Consider the following 23,174-nt stretch of genomic DNA (forward strand, 5'->3'; position numbering starts at 1 on the left):
GCCCGATATGGCTGCCGACATGCTTTCGACCGTTGTTAAACCCATTCACCGCGAGGGCCACAAGTTCCTTGCTGTTTTCGGTGTCGTCACGGTGGCGCTGTTCCTGTTCTGGGAGCCTTTGGGCTGGATCGGGTTGGGTCTGACGGTGTGGTGTTATTACTTTTTCCGCGACCCGGACCGCCAGACGCCCCTGCGCGAGGGCCTGCTGGTCAGCCCCGCCGATGGCGTGATTTCGCTGATTGAACCCGCCGTGCCGCCCGCAGAGCTGGAGATGGGCGACAAGCCAATGACCCGCGTGTCGGTCTTCATGAATGTGTTCAACTGCCATGTAAACCGCGTGCCGATTGCCGGGCGCATCACCAAGATCGCCTACCGCCCCGGCAAGTTCCTGAATGCGTCGCTGGACAAAGCGTCGGTCGATAATGAACGCAACGGTCTGGCGGTGGAACTGGCCGATGGGCGCAAGATTGCCGTGGTGCAGATCGCCGGTCTCGTGGCGCGGCGCATATTGTGCGAAGTGCAGGAAGGCCAGCAGATGCAGACGGGCGAGCGTTTCGGGATGATTCGCTTCGGCTCTCGTGTGGATGTGTACCTGCCGGACGGGGTGGAGCCCTTGGTCGCGCTGGGGCAGACCATGATCTCGGCGGAAACCGTGATTGCTGACCTGACCAGCACAGAACCGCGCCGCATGGCGGGTGTGCGCTAATGCGGCGCGACAGCCTTTCGCTGGTCCAGCTTGTGCCCAACGTGGTCACGATTCTGGGCATGTGCGCGGGGCTGAGCGCGATTCGCTACACGTTTTCCGAACGCTATGAACTTGCGGCAGCGCTTATCATCGTTGCCGCCATTCTGGACGGGTTGGATGGGCTTTTGGCCCGCAAGCTGAATGCGGCCAGCAGTTTCGGGGCCGAGTTGGACAGCTTTGCCGATTTCGTCAGCTTCGGCGTGGCGCCGGGTATTCTGGTCTATGGTTATGCCTTGAATGGTCAGGCGGCGGGCTTTGGCTGGGTCTTTGTGCTGACCTTTGCGGTTTGCGCCTGTTTGCGGCTGGCACGGTTCAACCTGTCGCGCAGCGCACCAGATGGCGGCATGATCCGCCATTTCATCGGGGTTCCGGCCCCGGCGGGCGCAATGCTTGGCCTGCTGCCGGTCTATCTGGGCTTGGCGGGCTGGCTGGAGCCGTCCCGCTTTCCCGTGCTTGTTGCGCTTTATCTGGGTGCGGTGGGCCTGCTGATGATCTCTCGTCTGCCCACACCCTCGCTCAAGGCCATCCGCATTGCGCGCCGCCATGCCATTTGGGTGCTGGTTGGCGCGAGCGCTTTCGTAGGGCTGCTGTTTTTGCGCACATGGGTCACGCTGGTGGTGGCGGACCTGATTTATCTTGCCGTTCTGGGCGGCCTTAGCTTTCGGCGCGCCTTTGGCCAGAAATCGTGACATTGCTGCAAAAAACCCGTGGCTTTGCGCTTGACGCCGCGCGCGCCATTGCGTAATTGCCCCCTATCGCGCGGTTGTAGCTCAGTTGGTTAGAGTACCGGCCTGTCACGCCGGGGGTCGCGGGTTCGAGCCCCGTCAACCGCGCCACTTTTCAAAACCCCTCGCCAGTTTGGCCGGGGGTTTTTTCTTGGGTTCATCCTTGCATAAATATCCTGGGGGAGTCGCGCGGCAGCGCGACGGGGGCAAAGCCCCCTAAAGCATCTCTTGCGCAGCACAATTTGAAAACGTCTTGCTCGACATTCGGGCGGTATGCGCCATCTCACTCCCCATGACTGACCGCGCGCGCCCCGTTCCTGAATCTGCCTTTGCCCGCTCACTTCGGGTGGGCCAGGTTGCGTCGGGCTTCGCCGGGGCAACGGTCATGGGCTTGGCAAATCAGGTCTTGCGCGGGCAGGGGGCCGATCTGGGGCGCGCGGCGCTGACGCCGGCCAATGCGCTGCGGGTGGCCGGTGGTTTGTCGGCCCTGCGCGGCGCGGCGATGAAGCTGGGGCAAATGCTGTCCATGGATAGCGGTCTGGCGCTGCCGCCCGAATTCAGCGCGCCCTTGGCGCAGCTTCAGGCCAATGCGCCGCCCATGCCGCCTGCGCAGCTTAAACAGGTTCTGGCGCGGGCTTGGGGGCCGGACTGGCTGGCCCGCTTCCAGCGGTTCGAGGTGCGGCCTTTGGCGGCGGCCTCTATCGGGCAGGTGCACCGCGCGGTTACACGCGACGGGCGCGATTTGGCGATCAAGGTGCAGTTTCCCGGCATCGCGCGCAGCATAGACAGCGATATTGCCACTTTGGGCCGCCTTATGCGTCTGCCCGGTGTCTTGCCCCGCGATGTCGATATCGCGCCCTTTCTGGCTGCCGCGCGCGCGCAATTGCATGACGAGGCCGACTATATGCGCGAGGCGCGGGCGCTGACCCGTTTTCGGGCCGCGCTGGGCGAAGATTTCATCGTGCCGCAGGTCTGGGACGATCTGACCACCCCGCAGGTTCTGGCGATGGAGTTCATCGACAGTCAGCCCATTGATGCGCTGGCCGATCACCCCCAAACCACCCGCGATCGCGCCATGGCGCAGCTTGTCTGGCTAACGCTGCACGAATTGTTCGAATTGGGCCAGATGCAGACTGACCCGAATTTTGCCAATTACCGGCTGGCGCCGGATGGGCGGATTGTGCTTTTGGATTTCGGCGCGACCCGCGACATTGCATCAGTGGATGCGCAGAATTACCGCGCCCTGCTGCGCGCCCTGCTGGCGCAAGACCGTGACGCCATGTCAGCCTTGATGCAGCGAATCGGCTATTTCCGGGGCGATGTGCCGCCTGCCCGCCGCGACCTGATTGTCGATCTGGCCATGCGCGCCAGCGGGCCATTGCGGCAGGATGAACCCTATGATTTCGGCAATGCCACGCTGATCGAAGACATCCTGCGCGAGGGGCAAGCCCTCGGCCAGGCGCGCGATTTCTGGCACGTCCCGCCCGCAGAGATGTTGTTTCTGCACCGCAAGATCGCGGGCATGTATTTGCTGGGCCAGCGTCTGCGCGCGCGGGTGGCGTTGCGCCCTTTGGTTGCGGCCTATTCTTCGGACAGCCGCCTTGCGGCACGCCAGCTGGCCAGCGCCATGACCCCGGCGGTCGCAAGGCAAAGCGATAGCCCACCCAATTGGTAGCTGACCCCTGACAGCGCGGTTCCCACCAGCCGCCCGCTGGCATTGGCCATGTAGTAGAACCCCACGTCGCGGGTGATCCGCTCTGCCGCGCCGAAGGCTAGGATCAGGTAGGAATGCACCGCCGAATTTATCGCAAAGACGAACCCGAACAGCAGCAACCCGGCAACGAGCGTCGCAGATAGCCAAGGTGCCGGGCTGCCCGCCAACCAGACCGCCAGCGCCAGCGCGAAGGGGATTGGCACCAAAAGCCCGGCCCAGAAAATGGCCTTGGCGGTGATTGCCTGTTCGGATTGGTTCGGGCCGCCTAGAAACTTTGGCGCGAAGGCTTGCACTGCGCCATAAGCGATAATCCACAGCGCCATGAACCCGCCAACCAGAAAGAACGCTTCGCGCCGTCCTTCGGCGGTGCCGTCCGACAGAACGGCCTGAAAATAAATCGGGATGCCCACGACGAACCACACATCGCGCGCGCCGAACAGGAACATGCGCGCCAGTGACAGCTTGTTCACGCGCTCGTCTTTCGACCGCCAGCCCGACCAACTGTCAGAGGCCTTCATCCGCCCCGGCAGGCCAGCAGGCAGGAACAGGACGATGGCCACAAGGATGACCGCCAGAACCGCCGCCATGGACCAGATTGCGGTTTCGAACCCCGCCGTTGCCAAAAGTGCGGCACCCAGCAGGAACCCCAGCCCCTTTACCGCGTTCTTCGACCCGGTCAGCGCCGCAACCCAGCGGAACAGGCCGTTGTTTTCAGACGGGGCCAGCAGCTTGACCGCCGATTTTGAGGACATCTTGGACAGGTCTTTCGCCACGCCCGATGCGCCTTGCACCAGCATAACAAAAATGACCGATAGCGTGATTGTCCAGTTCGGGTCTAGCTGCGCCAGCGCCGCCAACGCCACGATCTGCAAACTTAGCCCTGCGTAAAGCGTTGCCGCCAGCCCGAAGCGCGCGGCCAGCCACCCGGCGGCCAAGTTCGTCACGATGCCCGCCACCTCGTATAGCAGGAACAGCCAAGCCAGCTGCACCGGCGTGAAGCCAAGGGTGTTGAAATGCAACAGCACCAGCATGCGCAACGCGCCGTCCGAGAGCATGAAGGCCCAATAGGCCGCCGTGACGGCGGCATAGGCGCGGAGCGGGTTGGCTTTGGCAGTCATGGGGCACCTTTTGGCCGATGGGGAGGGGGGCTTGCCCCGCGCGCGCCAAGCGCGCCTCCCCAAGAGGTTTTGCTAGGATGTAAAGGTCAGAGGCTTTGCGCGACCATGCGGGTGATGTCGGCCAAGCGGCAGGCATAGCCCCATTCATTGTCATACCAAGCGTAAATCTTGACCTGCGTGCCGTTCACCACCATCGTGGACAGCGCATCGACAATGGATGACCGCGGGTCGTTGAGGAAGTCCGAAGAAACAAGCGGGCGATCCTCATAGCCGAGGATGCCGTGCAGCGGACCATCGGCGGCGGCTTTGAACAGGTCGTTGACCTCTTGCGCAGTTGTCGGGCGCTCAACCTCGAACACGCAATCGGTGAGCGAGGCATTCAGAAGCGGCACGCGCACGGCATGGCCGTTCAACCGCCCCTTCAGTTCCGGGTAGATAAGCGTGATCGCGGTGGCGCTGCCCGTGGTGGTGGGAATAAGATTGGTCAGTGCAGAGCGCGCGCGCCGCATGTCCTTGGCGGGGCGGTCAACCATGGTTTGCGTGTTCGTCACGTCATGGATCGTGGTGATCGAGCCGTGCTTGATGCCAAGGTGTTCGTGGATGACCTTGACCACCGGGGCAAGGCAGTTGGTGGTGCAGCTTGCCGCCGTGATAATGCGGTGCTGGCTGGAATCATACAGATCATGGTTCACGCCATAAACAAGGTTCAGCGCGCCGCCATCCTTGACCGGGGCGCTGACGACCACTTTCTTGACGCCTGCTGCGAAATAGGGGGCAAGCTTTTCCTCTGTCTTGAAAACCCCGGTGCAGTCGATGACCAGATCGACGCCAAGCTCTGCCAGCGGCAGGGCTTCGATGGTTTTTTCATGCGTCAGACGAATGGTCTGGCCGCCCAGCGTAAGGCTGTCGGCGGCATGGCCAACCGGGGTTGGCCAGCGGCCATGCACGCTGTCGAATTCCATCAACAGCGCGTGTTGCTCCGCGTCGCCCACCGGGTCATTCAGCAGCACGATCTGGCCGCCCGCGCCGGTATCGATCAGGTCGCGCAGCGCGAGTTTGCCGATGCGGCCCAGGCCGTTAAGCGCGATTCGGATCATTGGCTGCGATCCTTTTCAGCGGCATCCTGCCCAAGCTGGTCGATCTGCGCTTGCAGCGACAGGCGCGACAGGCTGGCGATGGGCAATTCGACAAAGGCCGCGATCCGGCGGCGCAGTGCGCCATAGGTCTGCGCAAAGACAAGCGCCTTTTCAGCGTCGGTGCCGGTGGCCTTGACCGGGTCAGGCAGCCCCCAATGCCCGGTGATGGGCTGGCCCGGCCAAGGCGGGCATTCTTCGGCGGCAGAGGTGTCGCAGACGGTGAAGACGAAATCCATCACCGGGGCTTCGGCGGTCTGGAATTCCGAGATATGCTTGGAGCGCATCCCATCGGTCGCATGGCCGTTGCGCTTCAGCACTTCAAGCGCGAAAGGGTTCAGTTGCGAATTGGGGTGCAGACCGGCCGAAAAGGCTGTGAACCGGCCATTGCCAAGGTCGCGCATCAGCGCTTCGGCAAAGATGGAGCGGGCGGAATTGCCCGAGCAAATAAAGAGCACTTTGAAGGCGGTATCAGACATGGGAGCGGGCCTTTCGGTTGGAAAAAGGTCGGGGCGCGCGCGCCCCAGATCAAGGACAAGATAAGACACAAGTGCATGGGCATTTTGCAGATTGACCGCGTAATATAGCGCCCGGCCTTCGCGCCGTTGCGCGACAAGCCCGCTTGCGGTCAGGTCGGACAGGTAATGCGACAGCGTGTTGGGCTTCAGGCCAAGGCTTTGAGCAATATCGGTCGGGCGCACGCCTTGGGGGGCAAAGCGCATGAGCAGCCGGAAAACCGACAAGCGGCCAGTTTGGCCAAGGGTGGCAAAAGCCTGAGTTGCGTCGTTATGTTCCATAATTCCTGAATAACGGAATTATATGATTCAGTCTAATGAATGTTTGATGACAGCCCCTTCGGTTTGGTCAGGTTCCGTCGTCCCAAAGTTCGGGCTGCCATAGTGCAGGGGTGCCGCAGATGGCAGGGTCGGGGGCTGCGATCTGATCTTTGTCTGTATAGGGGATTTGCCCAAGGATATGCTGCAACACGGCCAAACGGGCGCGATACTTGTCCTCTGAGCGGATGACGGTCCAAGGTGCCGCCGCGCTGTGGCTGCGTTCAAAGGTCTGGGCAATGGCATGGGTGTAGCTGTCCCATTTGGCCAAGCCCTTCACGTCCAGCCCGGACAGTTTCCAGTGCTTCATCGGGTCATCCTCGCGCGCCAGAAGGCGGCGCACCTGTTCGGCGCGGCTGACATTCAGCCAAATCTTGATGAAATGGATACCGTCCTGCACCAGCAGGTTTTCAAACCCCGGCAATTGGTCGAAAAACGCCGCGCGCTGGGCGGGCGTGCAAAAGCCGAACACATGTTCGACCACGGCGCGGTTATACCAGCTACGGTCGAACAGCACCATTTCGCCGCCTGCGGGCAGGCGCGCGACATAGCGCTGGAAATACCATTCGCGGGCTTCGCGGTCGGTGGGCTTGGGCAGCGCCTCTACCCGCAAGATGCGGTGGCTCATCACATCCGCGATGCGGTTTATGCACCCGCCCTTGCCCGCCGTATCGCGCCCTTCGAACACCACGACCACGCGCGCGCTGCTGGCGGTCAGCCAATGTTGCAGCTTCATCAATTCCAGTTGCAGGGGTTTTAGCGCGTCCTTGTAATCCCCCTTGTTCATCCAGCGCGGATAGGGGTAGTCGCCTGCCAGCGTGTCGCGTTTGCGGGCGTCCTCGACCGCTTCGCGTATCGCCTTGGGCGCGCCGTTTTCAAGGAACTCGCTGACTTCGCCCGCGCGGGGCATTGGAATGACGGACATGGGCGCACCTTTCACTGGGTAAGACACCAGCAAATGCCGAACAGGCGCGATTGGCAAGAGGAGAGGATGGAGCGGGCGACGGGAATCGAACCCGTATCATCAGCTTGGAAGGCTGAGGTCTTACCATTACACAACGCCCGCGCTGTGCGTGTCGTTAGCGCAAGGGCTGCGCCGGGTCAAGGCATTGGGCTGCCCCCTGACAACTGGTGCCAAGGGGCAGACATTGTCAGTAGCGGTAATGTTCCGGCTTGAACGGGCCTTCGACCGTAACGCCAATATACTCGGCCTGTTCGGGCTTCAGTTCCGTCAGCTTCACGCCAATGCGGTCCAGATGCAGGCGCGCGACCTTCTCATCCAAGTGCTTGGGCAGCAGGTAAACGCCGGGCTGGTAGTCTTCGCCCTTGGTCCACAGTTCGATCTGCGCCAGAACCTGATTGGTGAAGGATGCGGACATCACGAAAGACGGGTGCCCCGTGGCGTTGCCAAGGTTCAGCAGGCGGCCTTGGGACAGCAGGATCATGCGGTTGCCAGAGGGCATCTCGATCATGTCCACCTGGTCCTTGATGTTGGTCCATTTGTGGTTTTTCAGGGCCGCGACCTGAATTTCATTGTCGAAATGGCCGATATTGCCGACAATAGCCATGTCCTTCATATCGCGCATATGCTCGATGCGGATCACGTCCCTGTTGCCGGTGGTGGTGATGAAGATGTCGGCGGTCGAAACCACGTCTTCCAGCGTCGTCACCTCGAACCCGTCCATTGCGGCTTGCAGCGCGCAAATGGGGTCGATTTCGGTCACTTTCACGCGGGCACCTGCGCCGCGCAAGCTGGCGGCGGAACCTTTGCCCACATCGCCATAGCCGCAGACCACGGCGACCTTGCCGGCCATCATCGTGTCGGTCGCGCGGCGGATACCGTCGACAAGGCTTTCCTTGCACCCATACTTGTTGTCGAATTTCGACTTGGTCACGCTGTCGTTGACGTTGATCGCAGGGAAGGGCAGTTGGCCCTGCTTGTGCAGGTCATACAGGCGGTGCACGCCGGTGGTGGTTTCTTCGGACACACCCTTGATCGCGTCGCGCGTTTTGGTGAACCAGCCGGGGCTTTGTTCCATGCGCTTCTTGATTTGCGCCTTGATGACGGCTTCTTCCTCGGATTGTGGCACGGGGATGATCTCTTCGCCCGCTTCGGCGCGCGCGCCCAGCAGCACATAGAGCGTGGCATCGCCGCCATCATCCAAGATCATATTCGCGCCTTCGGGGAACTGGAAGGAACGGTCAAGGTAATCCCAATGCTCTTCCAGCGTCTGGCCCTTTATGGCGAAAACCGGCGTGCCTCCTGCGGCAATGGCTGCCGCTGCGTGGTCCTGCGTGGAATAGATGTTGCAAGATGCCCAGCGCACATCCGCGCCCAGCGCGGTCAGGGTTTCGATCAGCACGGCAGTTTGGATCGTCATGTGCAACGACCCGACAATGCGCGCGCCGCTCAAAGGCTTGGCTGCGCCAAACTCTTCGCGCAGCGCCATCAGGCCCGGCATTTCGGTTTCGGCAATATCCAGTTCCTTGCGGCCAAATTCGGCCAGCGAGATATCGCGGACAATGTAGTCTTGCGCCATAAGCCCAAGCTCCTTGCATGAGGGAATGTCAAGTTTTGCTGCGACATAGCACCCAAGCCCCTGTCCGACAATAGCGCCCACCCTTTGCGCGAGATCACGCCACCTTGTCCGAGTTTCGAGTTGTCGGCCCATGCCCGATCTGCGACACTCCGATAAAAAGCAAAAGAATTTCCAGTATAGCGGTGGTTTGGGTGACCCTTGGAAAATCGGGTATAGCAATGCGCCCTGCATGCGGGGCCGGAACGGTTCTGGCGGTGATCTGTGCGCTGGCCAGCCCGGCGGCTGCGCTAGAGACATTCCAGTTTCGCCTTGTGGGTGATAATCCGGCGCTGGAGCAAAGCTTGCGGCGTGCATCGCTTATCGCGCAGGCCGATTCACAGGGCGTTGGTGACCCGCTGGAATTGTTTGCGACCGCACGCGCCGAATACGGGCGGTTGATCGGCGTGTTCTACGAGGCGGGCTATTACGCGCCGCAAATTTCTGTCCAGATCGACGGGCGCGAGGCGGCCGATATCTCGCCACTGGCGCCACCAGACCAGATTGGCGAAATCGCGATAACCATGGTTCCGGGTCCGGCCTTCGCTTTCGGGCGCGCGCAGATCGCGCCGCTGGCTGACGGAACAGAGCTTCCGGGCGATTTTGCCGCAGGTGAACCAGCGCGCAGCACCGTCATTCGCGCAGCCACCGCCACTGCGCTGGACCAATGGCGCGCGCAGGGCCACGCCAAGGCCGCGCCAACCGGGCAGACGATTACCGCCAACCATGGCGCGCAGGCGTTGGATGTCGCGATCACGCTTACCCCCGGGCCGCGCCTGCGCTTCGGGGCGCTGCGGCCAGAGGGGCAAAAAGCCGTGCGCGCGGACCGCATTGTCGAAATCGCGGGCCTGCCGACTGGAGAGGTGTTCAGCCCCGATGATGTGGATCGCGCCACCGAACGGTTGCGCGCCACCGGCACGTTTTCTTCTGTCGCCATGCGCCAGGCCGAAACGGCGAACCCCGACGGCACGCTCGACATTTCTGCCGCGGTGGTCGAAGCGCCGCCCCGCCGAATCGGGGCCGGGCTGGAGTATGACACCGAACGCGGCGTCAAGCTGAGCGGTTTCTGGCTGCACCGCAACCTGTTGGGCGGGGCCGAACGCTTCCGCATTGAAGGCATGATTGACGGGATCGGCGCAAATGTCGGTGGGCTGGATTATGCTCTGGAGTTGGATTTCACCCGCCCCGCGACCCTGACCCCCGACACCACCTTTACCATCGGGCTGGATCTGGAAACCGAATCCGAGGACGATTTCGACGCAAGCCGCATCCGGGCCGATGCGCTTTTGGTGCATCGCTACAGCGACAGGCTGACCTTTTCGGGCGGGCTGGGCTTGCTGGCAGAGCGCGCCGATTTCGGGCCGGGCCGAACCATTCGCCGCGACTACCAGTTGTTGCTGTTGCCGCTGGCCGCAACATGGGACCAGCGCGACGATCAGACCAACCCCAAACGCGGCCTGTATGCCAATGGCACAGTGACCCCGTTTTTCGGAACATCCGGCACCGGGGCCGGGGTGCAGGCCACTGCCGATCTGCGCGGTTATTACCCGATGGGCGATCGGCTGGTTCTGGCCGGACGCGCCCAATTCGGGATCGTGCAGGGCCCCGGTCTGGCCGATACCCCGCGCGATTTCTTGTTCTATTCGGGCGGGGGTGGCAGCGTGCGCGGCCAGCCCTATCGCAGCCTTGGTGTAACATCAGGCGGGGTCGATTCTGGCGGTCAGGGCTTTGCAGCGACCTCGCTGGAATTGCGGATGCGCGCGACCGAGGAACTGGGGATCGCCGCCTTTTTGGACGCAGGCTATGTGTCGGAAGGGGCATTTTCCGGCGCATCCGACTGGCATGCCGGGGCGGGTGTTGGGCTGCGCTACGATACCGTCATCGGCCCGCTGCGGCTGGATGTGGGTCTGCCGGTTGGCGGCAGCACCAGCAATGGCGCGCAGCTTTACCTTGGCATCGGGCAGGCATTCTGATGCGCAGATGGATTCTTGCCGCCTGCGCTGTTCTGGGGCTTAGCTTTGCCGCATTGGCCCAAGACGCCGTTGTGCCCGAAGCGGGCGAAAGCGATGTCGGCTTCCTAACGCGCATTTTGCAAAACAGCCTGTCCGATCGCGGGCGCGAGGTTCGTATCAGGGGCTTTGCCGGTGCGCTGTCATCGCGTGCAACCTTTGACGAGATGACCATCGCCGATGATGAAGGCGTGTGGCTGCGGATCAGCGATGCTGCCTTGCAATGGAACCGCGCGGCCTTGTTTCAGCGCCGGATCGAGATTTCCGAAATCTCTGCCGCGCGGGTCGAGGTGCTGCGCGCGCCAGTCGCTGCCCCGTCAGAGGAACTGGTGCCTATGCGTCGGTTCGAGCTGCCGGATTTGCCTGTGTCGGTGGAATTGGGCAGCCTGTCGCTGGCCGAAGTGTCGCTTGCGCCCGAATTGCTGGGCCAGCCCATCCGCGCCGGGGTGCGGGGACGGGCCGATCTGGCGGGTGGGGCAGGGTCTGCCAACCTGACGCTGGACCGGCTGGATGCGGTCGAGGGCCGCTTCGAACTGGACACCACCTTTTCCAACGAAACCCGCGAATTGTCGCTGGTGCTTGACACGACAGAGGCCCCCGGCGGCATAGCGGTGTCTAAGCTTGGCGTGCCGGGTCGCCCCTCTGCCCGGCTGCGGATTGCGGGCGATGGCCCGATAGAGGATTTCGCCGCCGATATCGAACTGGCGACCGATGACACACCGCGCGTTGAAGGCCGTTTCGCCCTGCAAACCGCGCAACCGGGTGTGCAACAGGCCGTGTCGCTGGACCTGAGCGGCGATCTGCGCCCCTTGCTGCAAGAGGCGTATCATCCGTTTTTCGGGGCGGAAAGCACCTTGCGCACCAATGCTCGGCGCTTCGATGACGGGCGGGTGTCGCTGGATACGTTGATGGTGCGCACCCAGACCCTGAATGTCGAAGGACGCGCCCGTATTGGCGCGAAGGGCCTGCCGGAACTGATTGACCTGCGCGGCACGCTGGCCGACCCCGAGGGCGGGCGCGTGCTTTTGCCTGTGGCGGGTGCCGATACCAGCGTGCAAAGCGCCTATCTGCAACTGGCTTTCGATGCCGAGCGCAGCGAAGACTGGGATCTGGTTCTGGACCTGACAGAGTTCGACAATGGCGATGTCTCTGTCGAGGCGCTGTTCGTCAACGGTTTGGGGCGGATCACGTCGCAGGCCTTTGGCGAAGATCGGGACACGGTCGATGCGCTTGTCGATTTCACCAGCATGGGTGTTTCGGCGCGCGATCCGAATCTGGCAGCGGCGCTGGGACGGTCGGTGACCGGGTCTGTGGCGCTTATCTGGCGTGATGGGCAGCCCTTCTTGTTGCCCGGTTTTCTGCTGGAAGGCCGCGATTACCTGCTGCAAGGCCGCGCGCGGTTGGATGATGGTGTCATCGACGGTGATATTCGCGCGGAATATACGGATATTGCGCGGCTATCGGGGCTGGCCGGGCGCGATCTGAGCGGCGCGTTGAGCGCCCGGCTTGACGGCAGATGGGGGCCAGAACGCGACCGCTTTGACCTGACCGCGCGGCTTGATGGCGAAGATCTGGGACTGGATCAGCCGCAGGCCGATGCGCTGTTGGCCGGGGCAAGCGCCATCACGCTGGATATGGGCGGAACCGATGGGCAGGTCACGCTGCGCGAGCTTCGCGCGCAGGCGCAGAACCTGACCATGGATGTGTCCGGGCAATTGGCGCAAGCCGGGCTGGACCTGTCGGGCCGTCTGGATTTTCCTGATCTTTCGGTGCTGGGTGCGCAATATGGTGGCCGGGTCATGGCCGATCTGGCGGTCTCTGGCCCGGTGGAACAAGCCGCGGTCACGCTAAGCGCCGACGCAAATGAGCTTGCGCTGGGCCAGCCGGACCTTGACCGCGCCTTGCGCGGCGACACGCGTCTGACACTGCTGGGCCAACGCAACGGCGCAGGGTTTGATCTGGCCGAGTTTCAGGTCGAAAACCGCGCCCTGACGGCACAGATGCAAGGGCGGGTCGATCCCGGCGCGTCGGTGCTGGATGGGCGCTTTGCGCTGCCCGATCTTGCTTTGGTCCGTCCGGGCTTTGGGGGCGCGGTCAGCGGCACTCTGGGCCTGTTAGAAGAGGGTGAGAGCCGCCGCCTGACGCTGGATGCAGAAACGCGCAACTTGGCCTTTGGCGGGCAGGCCACCGACCGCTTGCTGGCGGGGCGGCATGTAGTGCAAGCGCGCGCGCAGGTGACACCCGATGCGGTGCTGTTGGAACGCCTGTCTATTGATGGTCCGGCCTTGTTCGCGCGGGTTGCGGGGCAATTGCGCGACGGGCGCCCCGACCTGACGCTAGAGGCTCGGCTGGCCGATATGGACTATGTCGCGCCGGGCATTACCGGCGCGCTGTCGCTTGGCGGCACCGCGCGCGACACGGGCCGGGCCTATGCGCTGGACCTGTCCGCGAACGGCCCTGCCGGGTTGTCTGCGCGCGTCAATGGCAGCGTGACAAAAGCGCTTCAGGCCAATCTGGCCATTTCCGGCACCACAGATGTCGCGCTTATAAACCCGCGGATCGAACCGCGTTCGGTTAGGGGGCCAGCGCAGTTTGACATCGCCTTGCAAGGGCCGCTGGCGCTGTCCTCTGCCTCTGGCACGGCCACGCTGGACGGTGTTAGCGTGGTTGACCCGCGCAATGGGGTGCGCCTGTCGGATGTTCAGGCCCGCGCCGATCTGACGGGTGGGCAGGCGCAGATTGACCTGACGGGGCAATCCGCCCAAGGGGGCCGCCTTGCGCTGGGTGGTTCGATCAACCTTGCCCCGCCCTTAGACTCCAGCCTGCGGGCGCGGCTGGACGCGCTGCGCATTATTGACCCGCAATTGTTCGAAGCCACCGTGTCGGGCGATCTGGAAATTACCGGTCCGTTGGCGCGTGGCCCCGATCTGGGTGGGCGCTTGCGGCTGGACAGTATGGAACTGCGCATCCCGCGCGTGGGTCTGACCGGCCCGGCCTATGTTCCGCCGGGCATAGAACATCTGGGCGAATCCGGTGCTGCGCAAACCACACGCGCGCGCGCCGGGATATTTCAGGGCGAAACCAATGGCCGCCAGCGCAACCCGTCGCGGCTGGACCTGAGCATAGATGCCCCGAACCGCATTTTCATTCGTGGGCGCGGTCTGGATGCCGAACTGGGCGGCACATTGCGTCTGACCGGCACCACCGCTGATCTTATTCCCATTGGGCAGTTCAACCTTATACGGGGGCGGCTGGACCTGTTGGGCAACCGTTTCGCCCTGAACGAGGGCTTTGCCAGCCTTCAGGGCGATTTCATGCCTTTCGTGCGGCTGATCGCGTCTACAGAGCGCGAGGGCGTCAGTGCCCGCGTGGTGTTGCAAGGCCGCGCCAACGCGCCAGAGTTGCTATTCGAATCCAGCCCCGAACTGCCGCAAGAGGAAATCGTTTCGCTTCTGCTGTTCGGGCGCGGGTTTGAAACGCTCAGCCTGTTTCAGGCCGCGCAGCTTGCATCTTCGCTGGCCACGCTGTCGGGCCAGTCCGAGGGCATATTGGAAAAGCTGCGTCGCAATGTCGGGCTGGACGATCTGGATGTCCGCACCAATGAAGAGGGCGAGGCCACCGTCCGCGTGGGCCGCTACCTGACAGAAAACGTCTATACCGACCTAGAGGTGAACCCGCAGGGCGATAGCGAAGCGTCAATCAATATCGACCTGTCTCCGTCGCTGACGGCGCGGGGGCAGGTGGACAATGCCGGGCGCTCCAGCGTCGGGGTGTTCTTTGAACGTGACTATTAAGGAGGTGGGGATGCCCGTTGACCTGTCATCACTGCACGGCAAGGCGGTTCTGATAACTGGCGCCAGCCGGGGTATTGGGGCCGAAGCGGTGCGCGCCTTTGTCGGCGCCGGGGCGCAGGTTGGAATGGTTGCGCGGGACGGCGCTGCGCTGGACGACCTTGCCAAGGCAACCGGCGCGCTGCCGATCTCTTGCGACATGGCCAATTTCGAAGCCGTGTCGCAAGCGGTTGCCCGGATGCAGGACCAATTCGGCGGGTTGGATGTGTTGGTGAATAATGCGGGCGTTATCGACCCGATCGCACCGCTTGCCCAAGCCGATCCGGCAGAATTCGGTCGCCTGATCGACATTAACCTGAAAGGCGTGTTTCATGGCATGCGTGCGGCCTTGCCGGTTTTGCCGCAGGGCGGCACGATCATAACCGTGGGGTCTGGCGCGGCGTATAACCCGCTAGAGGGCTGGGGCGCCTATTGCAGCTCCAAGGCAGGCGCGTGGATGCTGACCCGCGTTGCCGCGGTGGAAGCGCCGCATCTGCGCATCCTAAGTCTGTCACCCGGCACTGTCGCCACCGATATGCAGCGCACCATCCGCGATAGCGGGATAAACCCGGTCAGCCAGTTGGATTGGGATGTGCATATCCCGCCCGAATGGCCCGCGCGTGCCCTGACGTGGATGTGCACCGCAGATGCCGATGCATGGGTCGGGCAGGAAGTGTCCTTGCGCGACGAAGCTATCCGCAAACGGTTGGGGCTGGTTGGATGATTTCACTCGATATGGCCAAGGGTTTGTGGACCATCACCCTGGACCGGCCCGACAAGGCCAATTCGCTGACCGCCGACATGCTGGAACAGTTATGCCAGATCACCGCGCGGGCTGATCTGCCCAATGCCATTATCCTGACTGGCGCGGGGCGGGTGTTCAGCGCCGGGGCCGATCTGGATGCCGCGCGCGCGGGGCTTGCGACATCGCCGCTATGGGAGCGGCTTTCAGGCCAGATCGCTGCCTTGCCCTGCCTGACCATCGCGGCGCTGAACGGCACGCTTGCGGGGGGCGCGTTTGGCATGGCCTTGGCCTGCGACATGCGGCTGGCAGTGCCAAGCGCGAAGTTTTTCTACCCGGTTATGAAACTGGGCTTTCTGCCGCAACCCTCGGACCCCGCGCGGCTGGCGGCCTTGGTCGGCCCGGCGCGTGCCAAGATGATCCTGATGGCGGGTGTCAAGGCTGATGCGGACGACGCCCTGCGCTGGGGCCTGATCGACCGGATCACTGCGCCTGGAACGCTGCTGGACGGCGCCCGCGCGCTTGCTGCCGATGCCTGCGCCGCCGCGCCCGACCATGTCGCCGCAATTAAGCGCCTTGTGGCGGCTGAATAGGCTAGGCGCGCAGAAGATTTGCCGCTAAAACCTGCATCATGCGTCGCTGTTTTGCCCTTGTAACCCCTTTTGCGCTGGCTCTTGTGCTGGCCTTTGGGTCGGTTGGGTTCGCGTCCTCTCACCATAGCGGGGCGGGGGCGGATAAATATGTCATCTGCACCGGCTACGGGCTTGTCACCATCACGGTTGATGAGAACGGCAACCGCGTGGCCGAAGGCGTGCCTTGCCCGGACAGCATGGCGCTGTCGGCGGCTTTGCCGGTCTCTGCGCCAAGTGTTGCCTTCATGCGCTTGTCAGTGGCGCGGATTGGTGTCCATTCGGGGCCTGTGCGGGCCCGCGCCCAGACCAGTGACGCGTGGCGTGATGCGCGCGCACCGCCTGCGCTTGTTTTTGCCTGACCTGACGAAATCAACGCAAAAACAAGGATATGATATGACACGTTTTGCATTCGTGGCGGCAACTGCTGCCCTGTTCGCGCTGCCTGCTGCGGCAGAAATTACCATCAACGATGCCTATGCGCGTGTGGCTTCGCCCATGGCGCAATCGGGCGCGGCCTTTATGGGCATTCAGAACAGCGGCGCGGAAAATGACCGGCTGCTCTCGGCACGCTCTGACGTGGCCCAGCGGGTAGAGTTGCACACCCATATCGCCGATGGCGATGTGATGCGCATGGTCGAGGTTGAGGAAGGTTTCGAGATTCCCGCCGGTGATACCCATATGCTGGAACGTGGCGGCCATCATGTCATGTTCATGGGCCTGAACCGCAAACTGGCCCATGGTGATGAAGTTGCCGTAACGCTGGTTTTCGAGAACGCCGGCGAGATGGATGTCATCATCCCGGTTGATCTGGAACGCAATGACGTAACCGGAGAGATGGGCGGCAAGGCGATGGACCACGGCCATAACCATGACCATGGCCATAAGCACTAATATTCAGGGGGCGCGGGGGTAGCCCTGCGCCCGCTTTCTTGGGGGTAAAATGCGCGTTTTGTTCGTGTGCCTTGGCAATATCTGTCGCTCGCCTTCTGCCCATGCAGTGCTGCGCGCCAAGACGCAGCATTTGGGGTGGACCGTGGACAGCGCGGGCACTGGCGGTTGGCATGTCGGCGACCCGCCAGACCCCCGCGCGGTGACAGAGGCAGAGGCGCGCGGCTACCCGATGGCCGACCTGCGCGCGCGGCAATTCAGCCGCGCAGATTTTGATCAGTTCGACCTGATCCTTGCCATGGACCGCAGCAACCTGCGCGACATCATGGCTTTGCGCCCGGATGGTGCCACAGCCACTGTGGCGCTGTTTCTGGACCACGCCCTAGGCACAAACCGCGACATTCCCGACCCGTATTATACGGGCGGGTTTGCGGAGGTTTTCCAGATGATAGAAACCGGGGCAGAGGCGTTGGTCAGGCGCGGGGCCTGACCGGACACAGGCTTAGCGCCCGGCGCAATACTGTTCAGCCCGTTCCCCGAAAGCGCGGTAGCGCTCCCAGAAAGCGTTGTCGCGCACGGTTTTCGACATCCGGACGCGCTGGGCTTCATCAGGGTCTGAAAAAAAGCGCGCGGCGCGGCGCTGTTCAGAGCGCGTGAGAGTGCTTTGCGCGACGCTGTCGATACAGCGGCACAGCGCCCATGTGGCCTGAGAGCGATCTGACCGCACACATGCGTTTTCGATTGGCCCTGCAAGCGCACCCTGCGGCCCGACAAGGAAAACCCCCATCACCGCGGCGGAAAGAAATTGTTTCATGTTACCTCTGCCGATGTTCTACCACGCGCTGCCGCCGATACTGCTGATCGGTAAATTAACTGACAACGCTGACTGCCTGAGGTATAATCTTACCAGAAACGGCCTGGTTTTCCATTGAAAAACCGAGCCTTGGGCATTCTGCCGCGCCTTGGCCAGATATCGGTGCAGGACTGGCCCGCCCCACCAGCCCTAGCTGTTGGACCCGCCCGATAGCGCCGGATCATCCGCCGAAATTTCGACCGCCGTGATGAACACCGCCCCCAGAATGGCGAATCGTCCTTGCAAGACCGCCCCCGGCGCGAAGCCTGCAACTTCTGTTGTCAACTCTGCGGTGAAACGGTGCTGGGGCAGGTCCACCGTCAGGGTCAGGTCCTGAAAGCCCAGCATCTGGCGGCTGACCGTGTATTGCGCTTTGTAGACGGCTTCTTTCGCGCTGAAGACCAGCTTGGCGAAATGCCCGCGCTGAGACGGGCCAAGACTGGCCAGCCAGCGCATCTCTGCCATGGTGCAAATCTCGGGCCAAAGCGCGGGTTCCAGCGCCGCGGCCATTTCAATGTCCAGCCCCAAGGCGCGGATTTCGGGCGCGTCGGTGACCACGGCCATGCAATCGCGCGCGGTGTGACTGATTGACCCGGTCAACCCGCGTGGCCAGACCGGCGCGCGGTCTTCGCCTTGCAGCACTGGGCGCGGCGGGTGGCCCAGCAAGCCCATCGCCTCGCGCGCGGCGGCACGGCCTGCGCCGAATTCGCGAGCGCGCACGGGGCGAACCTGTTCCACGGCCAACACTTCGTCCCCGATCAGCCGGGGCATGGGCGCGGTCGGATCTGCCCAAGCCATCGCAACACGATCGCTGAACAGGGGCCGGGCGAATTCCGAAAAGGAAAACCGTTGCTGGATCATTTCGAACCTGTCCGTTTGTCGCGCATGGCGCGGCGGCGTGCCATGGCATCCATGCGGTCCGGCGGCGGTGCTGTATTGGACACCGGATGCAGCGGTGGCATAGCGGCCGGGGCGGCGGGGCGTTGCTTGGCGTCCAGATGGCGCGCCAGATCGCCCAGCACCGGGAAGCGGAAAATGTCGGTAATCGACAGGCCCGGCAGGTTCAGCCGCGCGCGCAATTCCCGGTGCGTCTGCACCGCCAGCAGCGAATGGCCGCCAAGGTTGAAGAAATTGTCCGACGCTTGCACCCGCGCCACGCCCAGCACGTCTTGCCAGACTTGGGCAATCATTGCCTGCGTGCCTTCGCTGGCGGGGGCATGTGCCACCGGTTGCGCGGCAGGTGCGGCCTGCGCGGGGGCGGGCAGCGCCTTGCGGTCAATCTTTTTGTTCGGGGTCAGCGGCAGGCTGGCCATGGGCACGAAATGCGATGGCAGCATATGCGCGGTCAGCCGCCCGGCCAGCGCCGCGCGCAATTCGCCCGTGGGTGTGCCGGTGTAATAGGCCACCAGCCGCACATCGCCGGGGATGTCCTCGCGCGCGATGACCACGGCGGCGGTGATGCCGGGCTGCGCTTCCAGCGCGGCCTCGATCTCTCCCAGTTCAATGCGGTGGCCGCGCAGCTTGACCTGATTGTCCACCCGGCCAAGAAAGTCGATGCCCCCTGCCGGGTTGCGGCGCACCAGATCGCCCGTGCGGTATAGCCGCCCCGGCCCGAATGGGTTGGGGATGAAGCGTTCGGCGGTCAGCTCGGCGCGGTTCCAATAGCCGCGCGTCACGCCGTCGCCGCCGATATACAACTCGCCCTCGGCCCCAAGCGGTGCGGGGTGTTGCGCAGAGTCCAGCACATGCAGCGTGGTGTTGGCAATCGGCGCGCCAATACCGACCACACCCGCGCCACCGCGCGATTCGGTGGTCGAGGACCAGATCGTCGTTTCAGTCGGGCCATACATATTGCGCACAGGCTGGCCGGTCAGCGCGGTCAGGTCTTGCGCCAAGGCCCCCGGCAAGGCTTCGCCGCCGACCAGCACATTCTGCACCGTGGCCAAGGCCGCGCGCGCCTCGTCGCTTAGGCACAGCATACGGGCCATTGACGGCGTGCATTGCAGATGCGTGACCTTGTGGCGCAGGATCTGCGCGGCCAGCGAGAAATCATCATCCGGCAATTGCAGACCGGCATTGGACCGCTTCACCACTTCGGCCAGCGGATAGAGGCCCTCCAACACCTGTTCGGTGGCAATGCCATAGTCGATCAGGCAGGCGACTTCGTTCACGCCGATGGCTTTCAACTGCTCGACCCGTTCAAGGCAATCTTCGACCGTGCCGAACAGGCCCGAATCCTCGAAATAGCGGTTGAAGGCGTAATCCAGAATGCCCTCGACCTCGTCCTCGGACAGGGTGGACAGGTCAATATCCATCGGGTTCTTGGCACCCTCGGGCCGCTTGAAAGCCGGAAACGCCCAAGCATATTGCTTGACCAACCCCGCCGCCGCCAGCAGGTAGCTTTTCATCGGGCCGCGCGCCACTTCGCGGGCATGGTCGCGGTCGCGTGCCACGAACGTGTGCAGCATCAGCGTGACGGTGAACTTGGCCGGGTCGTGCCCGGCTTCGCGCAGCCCGTCATGGTAGATCTTGATCTTGCCCGCGACCTCATCAATCGACTGGCCCAGCAAGTGGGTCAGCACATGCGCGCCCAAAAGCCCGGCTTCGCGCCATGTGTCGGGGTTGCCCGCCGTGGTCAGCCAGATGTTCAATTCGTCCGAGACGGGGCGCGGCAGCGTCTGGATCGGGACCATGCCATCGCCCTTGTCGAACTCCACCGCCTCGCCGCGCCACAGTTTGCGCAGGGTGTCCAGTGTTTCGAACATGGCCGGCTTGTTGTGGGGCGGGCGGTTTTCGGGCTTGATGACGAAATCGACCGGGTGCCAGCCCGACGCAATGCCCAGCCCGGTGCGCCCATTGGTCAGGTTGTCGATCATGGCCCATTCTTCGGCAATGCGGATGGGCGAATGCAGCGGCGCCACGCAAGAGCCTGCGCGCACGGCGATATTCTTGGTCACCGCCGCTACCGCCGCGCCGGACACCGACGGGTTGGCGAAGGGGCCGCCAAAAGCGTGGAAATGGCGTTCCGGCGTCCAGACCGCGCAGAAGCCGTGGGTGTCGGCGAATTTCGCGCCTTCCAGCAGCAGGTGGTATTTCTGCGGGCCTTGGCCATCGTCATTGCCCCAATACATGAGGCTGAAATCCATATGCCCATCAGAGACGCGCACCGGGCCTTTGGCCACCATGGCGCGATCCTCGTCGCCCATCAGCACAACCTTGAAACCGCGCGCCAGTGTCCAGAACAGTTCCAGCACCGAAATGTCAAAGCTGAGCGAGGTGACCGCCAGCCACACGCCGGGCGGGTCATGGCGGATGCAGTCATCCATACCGGCAAAGAAATTGGCGACATTGCCATGTTCGACCATCACCCCCTTGGGCGTGCCGGTAGAGCCTGACGTATAGATCAGATAGGCCAGATTGTCGGGCGTGACCGCGCTATCGGGGTTGGTCTGGGGTGCGCTGGCCAGCCGTGTGTCGGTGTCCAGTTGCAGCAATCCCGCCGTATGGTCGGGCAGCACATCCAGCAGCGTGTGTTCGGTCACGACAATCGGCGCACGCGAATCGCTTAGGTAATGCGCCAGTCGGTCGGCGGGGTAGGCCGGGTCCAGCGGCACATAGGCCCCGCCCGCTTTCAAAATGCCCAAAGCGCCGATCAGCAGGTTCGGCCCGCGTTTGGCGCATAGTGCGACCGGCGTGTCGGGGCGCAGGCCCATGCCCAGCAGCACATGTGCCACACGGTTGGCGCGGGCGTTCAGCTCGGCATAGGTCAGGCTATGTGCTTCAAACGCCAAGGCTTCGGCATCGGGGGTTTTGGCCACCTGCGCTTCGAACGCGTGGTGAATGCAGATGCGGTCATAGGGCCGCGCGCTGTCATCCTTTGGGGTTTTTGGTGCTTCAATCTGCCCTACCAGCGGCAGATCGGCAAGCGTCGGCGCCAGCGTTTCGATCTGCGCGCACAGCGCTTCGGCCTGTTCGACCGACAGGCAAGCCGGGTCAAACCGCAGGCAGGGGCCGGACAGGTCCAGCACCAAAGCGGCCTCGGTCGGGGTGCCATCGGTCACGGCCAATTCCGGTGGCGCGATGGGGCCAAGGGCCGGGTCGCGCGCGGGCAGGTCACGCGCCAGCGCGGGGGCGCGGGCGCTGCGGTTGATCTGTGCCGCAAGGTCGGTCAGCGGGCCAGTGTCATCCATGCGGATCGACAGCGGCACCCAGCCCAGCAGGAAATCGGGCGCTTGGGCGGCCAGATCGGCACCCGCGCGGGTAACATGCGCCACGCGCAGGCTGTCGCGCCCAAATTGCGCGGCCAAAGCGCCGGCAAAGGCTGCAATCAATTGCGGGGTGCTGGCGTCGCCACGGGAAAGCGCCAACAGGTCCGACGGTGTGCCGCGCCCAAGGCCCAGATCCGGTGCCGCGCGCAGCGCGTCGCGATAGTCCAGTTCGGCACCTGCAATTCTCTGCAACACGTCCTGCAAGCGGGTCTCTGGGGCGGCAATCGTATCGTCCACCGCCACAAGGGCTGCGGGCATCAGCGGTTGCCCCTGCTGGCAGGTCAAGGCGGACAGGCGCAGCGCCCCATCGGCAAAAGCAACGGTTAGGCTGTCCTCGGTCACGTCCAGAACTGTGCCGGGGGCGGCCTGGCCCTCGACCGCTTCGGCATGGCCCACGCAAATGACCGTGTCACGCAAGCGCAGCTTGGGTGTGGTCAGCGGGTTCCAGTAGGGGCCATGATCCATGGCGCGGACAAGGCGCTGAATAGCGCCGACGGTCTGTTGCGGGTCGATCTGGCCGCCAAGCGCGGGACGATCGGCACGGGCATGGACCGAGCGCGCGGTCATGTCCTGCGGCTGGTGGTCAAGGTTTCCGGATTCAACCATGTCCAGAACCCGCGAAAAACTGTCCAGACCGGCGCTGAAGCATTTGGTGTTCAGCGTCAGCGCCGTGTCGTCCGGCGTGATGTCGAAATCGGCGCGCACCAGCACATCGCCGGTATCGACCCCGTCTTCCATGATATGCCATGCAATGCCGTGGCGGGGCTCGCCCTGTAGCAGCGCCCAGACCGGCGCGTTCAGCCCGGCATGGCGCGGCAAGGGGCCATCGTGAAAGTTGATCGCGCCTTGCGCGGGCAGGGCCAGCACGTCGCGCCCCAGCATCCGCAACCCGGCCACGTTGAACAGCCAATCCACCGACAGCCCGGCCAGCCGCGCGGCCAGCCCCGCACCGGGGGCCAGCACGGTCACGCCCGCGCGCTTGGCCCAATCGGCCACGCGCGGATTGTCGGTCACGACCGCGGAAAGCGAATGCCCACGGGCCAATAGCTGCGCGCCGCATTCTGCGGTCAGCGTTTCGTCACCAATCAGGATGCTGTCAAATGTCATA

18 protein-coding genes and 2 tRNA genes are annotated in these 23,174 nt (G+C 63.5%); 11 read left to right on the plus strand and 9 right to left on the minus strand.

Annotation, left to right across the window (positions count from 1 at the left end):
* Positions 1-7: 7 nt before the first annotated feature.
* The 4 genes from AWT76_RS16160 (at position 8) to AWT76_RS16175 (ending at position 3,145) form a co-directional block, all read left to right on the plus strand.
* Positions 8-706, plus strand: coding sequence for a phosphatidylserine decarboxylase (locus AWT76_RS16160; RefSeq protein WP_072247332.1), 699 nt, complete (start codon positions 8-10; stop codon positions 704-706).
* Positions 706-1,434, plus strand: coding sequence for a CDP-diacylglycerol--serine O-phosphatidyltransferase (gene pssA / locus AWT76_RS16165; protein WP_072247334.1), 729 nt, complete (start codon positions 706-708; stop codon positions 1,432-1,434). Before AWT76_RS16160 ends, pssA begins: the two co-directional genes overlap by 1 nt.
* A gap of 70 nt (positions 1,435-1,504) precedes the next feature.
* Positions 1,505-1,581 (plus strand) — tRNA-Asp (locus AWT76_RS16170).
* A gap of 181 nt (positions 1,582-1,762) precedes the next feature.
* Positions 1,763-3,145 (plus strand): ABC1 kinase family protein, encoded by a 1,383-nt coding sequence (locus AWT76_RS16175; RefSeq protein ID WP_072247336.1) that lies wholly within the window; start codon positions 1,763-1,765, stop codon positions 3,143-3,145.
* Here AWT76_RS16175 and arsJ read toward each other — a convergent pair.
* From arsJ to ahcY, 6 genes are all read right to left on the minus strand, one after another.
* Positions 3,052-4,302 (minus strand): organoarsenical effux MFS transporter ArsJ, encoded by a 1,251-nt coding sequence (gene arsJ / locus AWT76_RS16180; RefSeq protein WP_072247338.1) that lies wholly within the window; start codon positions 4,300-4,302, stop codon positions 3,052-3,054. The genes AWT76_RS16175 and arsJ overlap by 94 nt on opposite strands.
* Positions 4,303-4,388: 86 nt before the next feature.
* Positions 4,389-5,399, minus strand: coding sequence for an ArsJ-associated glyceraldehyde-3-phosphate dehydrogenase (locus AWT76_RS16185; RefSeq protein ID WP_072247340.1), 1,011 nt, complete (start codon positions 5,397-5,399; stop codon positions 4,389-4,391).
* Positions 5,396-6,232 carry an arsenate reductase/protein-tyrosine-phosphatase family protein gene (locus AWT76_RS16190; RefSeq protein WP_072247341.1) on the minus strand — a complete coding sequence of 279 codons (837 nt, stop codon included), beginning with the start codon at positions 6,230-6,232 and terminating at the stop codon, positions 5,396-5,398. Before AWT76_RS16190 ends, AWT76_RS16185 begins: the two co-directional genes overlap by 4 nt.
* A gap of 67 nt (positions 6,233-6,299) precedes the next feature.
* Complete coding sequence (gene ppk2 / locus AWT76_RS16195) at positions 6,300-7,193, minus strand: polyphosphate kinase 2 (RefSeq protein ID WP_342667181.1); 894 nt, start codon at positions 7,191-7,193, stop codon at positions 6,300-6,302.
* Positions 7,194-7,260: 67 nt separating this feature from the next.
* Positions 7,261-7,334, minus strand: a tRNA-Gly gene (locus tag AWT76_RS16200).
* An 85-nt stretch (positions 7,335-7,419) separates the two neighbouring features.
* Entirely contained in the window at positions 7,420-8,808 is a 1,389-nt protein-coding gene (gene ahcY / locus AWT76_RS16205; RefSeq protein ID WP_072247343.1) for an adenosylhomocysteinase, read from the minus strand.
* A gap of 218 nt (positions 8,809-9,026) precedes the next feature.
* Between ahcY and AWT76_RS16210 the strand changes: the two genes are divergently transcribed.
* From AWT76_RS16210 to AWT76_RS16240, 7 genes are read left to right on the plus strand one after another with little or no spacing between them, the layout of a single operon-like run.
* The gene (locus AWT76_RS16210; protein WP_072247345.1) at positions 9,027-10,817 is read left to right on the plus strand and encodes an autotransporter assembly complex protein TamA; all 1,791 of its coding nucleotides are present in this window, start codon (positions 9,027-9,029) and stop codon (positions 10,815-10,817) included.
* Positions 10,817-14,647 (plus strand): translocation/assembly module TamB domain-containing protein, encoded by a 3,831-nt coding sequence (locus AWT76_RS16215; protein ID WP_072247346.1) that lies wholly within the window; start codon positions 10,817-10,819, stop codon positions 14,645-14,647. The genes AWT76_RS16210 and AWT76_RS16215 overlap by 1 nt, the downstream gene beginning before the upstream one ends.
* A gap of 10 nt (positions 14,648-14,657) precedes the next feature.
* Positions 14,658-15,407 carry an SDR family oxidoreductase gene (locus AWT76_RS16220; protein ID WP_245638833.1) on the plus strand — a complete coding sequence of 250 codons (750 nt, stop codon included), beginning with the start codon at positions 14,658-14,660 and terminating at the stop codon, positions 15,405-15,407.
* On the plus strand, positions 15,404-16,018 hold the full coding sequence (locus AWT76_RS16225) for an enoyl-CoA hydratase/isomerase family protein (RefSeq protein ID WP_072247348.1): 615 nt from the start codon (positions 15,404-15,406) through the stop codon (positions 16,016-16,018). Before AWT76_RS16220 ends, AWT76_RS16225 begins: the two co-directional genes overlap by 4 nt.
* Before the next feature lie 38 nt (positions 16,019-16,056).
* The gene (locus AWT76_RS16230; RefSeq protein ID WP_072247350.1) at positions 16,057-16,416 is read left to right on the plus strand and encodes a hypothetical protein; all 360 of its coding nucleotides are present in this window, start codon (positions 16,057-16,059) and stop codon (positions 16,414-16,416) included.
* A 34-nt stretch (positions 16,417-16,450) separates the two neighbouring features.
* Positions 16,451-16,948, plus strand: coding sequence for a copper chaperone PCu(A)C (locus AWT76_RS16235; protein ID WP_072247792.1), 498 nt, complete (start codon positions 16,451-16,453; stop codon positions 16,946-16,948).
* Between the two features lie 49 nt (positions 16,949-16,997).
* Positions 16,998-17,435, plus strand: a complete 438-nt coding sequence (locus AWT76_RS16240; RefSeq protein WP_072247352.1) for a low molecular weight protein-tyrosine-phosphatase — start codon at positions 16,998-17,000, stop codon at positions 17,433-17,435.
* A gap of 12 nt (positions 17,436-17,447) precedes the next feature.
* On the opposite strand, the gene AWT76_RS16245 is transcribed toward AWT76_RS16240, so the two are convergent.
* From AWT76_RS16245 to AWT76_RS16255, 3 genes are all read right to left on the minus strand, one after another.
* Positions 17,448-17,759, minus strand: coding sequence for a hypothetical protein (locus AWT76_RS16245; RefSeq protein WP_072247353.1), 312 nt, complete (start codon positions 17,757-17,759; stop codon positions 17,448-17,450).
* A 189-nt stretch (positions 17,760-17,948) separates the two neighbouring features.
* Entirely contained in the window at positions 17,949-18,659 is a 711-nt protein-coding gene (locus AWT76_RS16250) for a 4'-phosphopantetheinyl transferase family protein (protein ID WP_072247354.1), read from the minus strand.
* Entirely contained in the window at positions 18,656-23,173 is a 4,518-nt protein-coding gene (locus AWT76_RS16255) for a MupA/Atu3671 family FMN-dependent luciferase-like monooxygenase (protein ID WP_072247356.1), read from the minus strand. Before AWT76_RS16255 ends, AWT76_RS16250 begins: the two co-directional genes overlap by 4 nt.
* Position 23,174: the final 1 nt, after the last annotated feature.

The sequence above is a fragment of the Roseibaca calidilacus genome (assembly GCF_001517585.1).
Classification (GTDB): Bacteria; Pseudomonadota; Alphaproteobacteria; order Rhodobacterales; family Rhodobacteraceae; genus Roseinatronobacter; species Roseinatronobacter calidilacus.